General features: G+C 59.4%; 2 protein-coding genes and 1 pseudogene. All 3 read left to right on the forward strand.

All coding sequences use genetic code 11. From position 1 onward, the window contains the following. Positions 1-263: hypothetical protein (locus ACXJ7R_RS29110; protein ID WP_457154848.1), on the forward strand; the 263-nt coding region annotated here is incomplete at its 5' end. Between the two features lie 47 nt (positions 264-310). After that, positions 311-646 carry a hypothetical protein gene (locus ACXJ7R_RS29115; RefSeq protein WP_457154849.1) on the forward strand — a complete coding sequence of 112 codons (336 nt, stop codon included), beginning with the start codon at positions 311-313 and terminating at the stop codon, positions 644-646. A gap of 1 nt (position 647) precedes the next feature. After that, positions 648-2,872: pseudogene (locus ACXJ7R_RS29120) on the forward strand (hypothetical protein); the annotation flags it as partial.

The following is a 2,872-nucleotide window of genomic DNA, read 5'->3' on the forward strand; positions in this document are numbered from 1 at the left end:
AGGTTGACATGCCAATAAAACGCCGAAAACGGAAGCTGCGCATCGCGCGTATCACTGCGGACTTGCTGCCCGTAGTCGAGCGCCTGCTCGAGTTGCAGGGCCAACACCTCGCCGCCATACGCGGCGATGACCGGACATTTTACTCAGACGGGCGGCATGAGGAACTGATCGCGCACACAGTCGACGTCTATTCGGCGCTGAGCATTAAGCCCTGGCAGGACGCATCAGACATCATTGCCGAGGCGCTGGCCGCGGTGGAATGACCCCCTAACGCTGGCCGCAACAGCCATCAAATCACAGGAATAATTCAATGAACACCGCACGTGACCAACTCGCCACGGCTTACAAAACCATGAAAAAGGCCGACATCTCCGCCCATGCGCTGGACCTGGCTGACGAACTCGAAGGCCTGGCCGAGATGATCACCGGCCAAAACGTGATGCTTACCTCGCTTGCCGAACTCATCGGGGCGCTGAAGACGAACATCAGGGCAATCGACACGTTGGCTAGGGAAGGCAAGAAGCGCGCGGCGCGGGAAGCACTCGCGGCGCTGGCTGCCATCCCTGACATCGCTCCCGTGCCTGTAGCTGTGTTCTCGCCAGAATGGTCGACCGCGATGTTCAGCCCAGCCGAGGCCCGTCACTGATATGGCCGACGAAGTCATCGTTACAGAATTAATCATCGACAGCACGAAGTCGACGGCCGGCGCGGCTGAGTATCAGAAGGCTATGAAGGCCGCTGCGGCTGCGCAGGATGCGTTCATCGATCGTGAGCAGGCCACGACCAAGGCTATGGAAAAGCAGGCCAGCGTCATGACGATGACGTCAGGCTCGATCTCGTCTACCGCCAAGGCATGGGATCGCCTGAAGGCGTCCGTCGATCCGGCGTTTCAAGCGACCCAGCGCATGGAGCGCGCTCTCCTTACCGCCGATGCCGCCGCCAAGAAGCTCGGCGTTGATCAGGCTGAGATCAATCGCATCATGGATCTCGCTCGAGCGAAGCATCTTGCGACTGCMGTGGCAGTTGAAGAAGGCGCGTCCGCATCGGCCCTCGGCGCCACACAGATGGCCGCACTAGGCCATTCAGCACGCTCGGCAGCCGAGAGCCTAGCAATGGGTCAATCACCGATGATGGTGTTGACGCAGCAAGCCAATCACCTCTCCTACGCCCTGTCCGGCCCGCAGGGGCTTGTAGCGGCCAGCGCTGGCGTACGTGCTGCGTTCGGCACCTGGCTTACAACTTTACCAGGGCTGCTGACTGGAGCCGGCGTAGCGGCGGTTGGCGCGGTTGCGCTCTACATGGCTGCGACGCGCGAGAAAATCCTGTCGGTCGATGAGATCCTTGAGGGCCATAAGAAGCTTCTAGATGAGGTGGCTAATACCTACCCACATCTAACAGAGGCGCTGAAAAAATACGCTGATCAGGCGGCAAAGCTACCCGGCTCAGTCATCGCTGCTGACGCAAAAACCCAGATCGAAAACGACCAAAGGGCGCTGGCTGCGTCGCTGGATCATCTCAAGGTTGACCTTCGTGACCTTCAGCGTGCGTCAGACGTTGTTGGCTCGGCCGGCTCTGAAGCATTCGGCCAAATCGCGGACCAGATCGATGCAGGCAACGTCGACCTCGACAAGATGCTCGCGACTATTGGCAATCTCCGCCTTGATCCTTCGCTAACGCCGGATGCGCAGCACTACGCAGAAGGACTGCAGGCCGCAGCGCTTGAGGCGAAGAAGCTAGCGGACATCCTCGCTAAGGACCAAGGCGTCAATAGCATCTCGGTCGGCGGCCAGAAGGCCACACAGACGCTTGCCGAGGTTTCTGCCGGCTTCAAGGATGTCTCAGCGAAGGCCGGCAATGCCGACGCCACAATCGCCAAGCTATTCGGCACCATTAAGTCAGGTAGCGGAGACGGCTTTGGCGTCAGCAGGGGTTCCGGCATAGATGGTCTGGTCGGCCAGTTCGAGCAGGCTGGACAGGCGATCCAGAACATGCGTCGCGACCAAGTTCAGAGCATGCTCGAACTTACCGCGCAGTTACGCGATACCACCACGCAGGTCGATACGCTAAAGAAGGCTATCGCCACTGCGGGCGGCAAGGAGAACATAGACGCTTTCTTTGGCGATGTGTCCAACATCAAGAACGCCAATGCCGAGATTCAGAACTCGGTTGATACCGTCAACAGTCTATTTGATGCGCTTAATACTGGCGACAAGAACGCGAACGCCGTTGCGAGTGGGTTGGACCGGATACGGCAGACTCTGATCAATGACGGCTTCGGCGTCGATCAGGTCAAAAAGTTCATCGACAGCCTGATCGAAGCTCGCATGCAGTTGGATAGAGACACTGGTGCGGTGCATCAGTTGAGTGCGGCGGTCAATGCACTAAAGAACCGTACTATCACCGTAACGGTAGTCACGCGCCAGGTCGGTTCCGGCACGCAGTCGCAGTACGACGTGCCGAACGGAAGTGGCGGCACAAGCGGCGTGGGTGTCACACGCTACGGCGCGGTGCCAGGCACGCAGTCCGGCCCAACTATGACATCCAGCTCCGTGCCTAGCACTGGCTATGGCAGCCAAGGCGGCTCCGGAGATGGCGGCACAAGCCAAGTCAACGTCACCCGCTTTAGAAGCTCCAACACGATAACCGTTCAGCCGGTTCTGGATCCAGCCACCAACACTTGGAGCTATCCGCAGCGTGCCGCAGGTGGACCAGTGGCGGCTAATAGGCCTTATTGGGTGGGTGAGCGCGGACCAGAGCTTGTCGTGCCGCAGTCGGCGGCGACGGTCATCCCCAACGACAAGTCGCTTGCACTGTCACAGTCGACCATTCCAACGGCAGACCAGGACAAGCTGAACGCGGCCATCACCGATAC

It is taken from the genome of Mesorhizobium sp. P5_C1 (assembly GCF_054049815.1).

Coding starts and splice junctions, on each gene's coding strand:
- ACXJ7R_RS29115 (WP_457154849.1), top strand. CDS start 311: ATGAACACCGCACGTGACCAACTCGCCACGGCTTACAAAACCATGAAA.